At 61.8% G+C, this 1,062-nt stretch carries 1 protein-coding gene; it reads right to left on the reverse strand.

What is annotated here, in order from left to right; translation table 11 throughout:
- Nucleotides 1-348 precede the first annotated feature (348 nt).
- Nucleotides 349-1,062: IS110 family RNA-guided transposase (locus tag NKI72_RS35155; RefSeq protein ID WP_352852274.1), on the reverse strand; the 714-nt coding region annotated here is incomplete at its 5' end.

The raw sequence follows: 1,062 nt of genomic DNA on the forward strand, positions 1-1,062 counted from the left end.
CCAATCAACGGCCAATGCTTCCGCGCCTATGTCGAGCAGCAGCTCATCACCGTGCTGAAACCCGGCGACATCGTCGTCATGGATATGTGTGGACGCCCCCGTCAGCGCAAGAAGAATCTTATATGAAGAATGAGGAGCGTGGTCGGGTGCTGACATGTGTCCGGCCTCTGATGCGGCGTTCCACATGCCGCGGGCCCGTATGGGAGTTCGCGGAGCGGGTCCAATTCAATCTCGCGTGCTCAAGGCACGTATCCATGATCTGGTTTTCCCGATCCCGTCTCGTTGACCGTTGCGCCATACTCTCCGTTTGACCTTCTCACACTTTCGAGGCCTTCCGGCCGAGCGGAACTAACCCGCCACCGCCGGAGCCCGATAGGTTCCGCCTTTCGCCATCAATGCCCAGACGATGCGTGCCGTCTTGTTGGCAAGCGCGACGATCACCAACATGGGCGGCTTACGGTCCAGCATGCGCATGAGCCATGGGTCCGCAGATTTCCCCTTCCGCATCGCCCAGCGCACGGCAGCGCTGGCCCCTATAATGAGCAGGCGGCGCAGAGTTCGTTCGCCCATGCGGGACGTCTCGCCAAGCTTCTGCTTCCCGCCCGTGGAACGCTGCAACGGAGTGAGCCCCAGCCAGGCCGCAAAATCACGCCCCCTTTTGAAGGTCTGAGCCGACGGAGCCAGAGCGGCGAGAGCAGTCGCGGTGATCGATCCTATCCCCGGGATAGTCATCAGTCGTTTCGATTCCGCGTCCTCCCTGGCGCGCCGGGCGATCTCGCGGTCGAGCACAGCCACCCTCTCATCCAGCGAGCGCAACTGTTCCACGAACAGACACAGGATCGGACGGGCGGCCTCTGGGATGGCGGAGCCATGATCCTCGATCGCCGTTACAAGCTTGGCCACATGGAAAAGGCCCTGCGCGGCCACCAGCCCGAATTCGGCAAGATGGCCACGTATCGCATTGATGGTCTGGGTCCGCTGGCGCACCAGAAGATCGCGAGCGCGAAACACCATCGCCGCAGCCTGTTGTTCCTCACTCTTGGCTGCCACAAAACGCATCGT

Origin of the sequence: Mesorhizobium sp. M0437 (assembly GCF_040321335.1) — a bacterium.
In the GTDB taxonomy this organism is placed as follows: domain Bacteria; phylum Pseudomonadota; class Alphaproteobacteria; order Rhizobiales; family Rhizobiaceae; genus Mesorhizobium.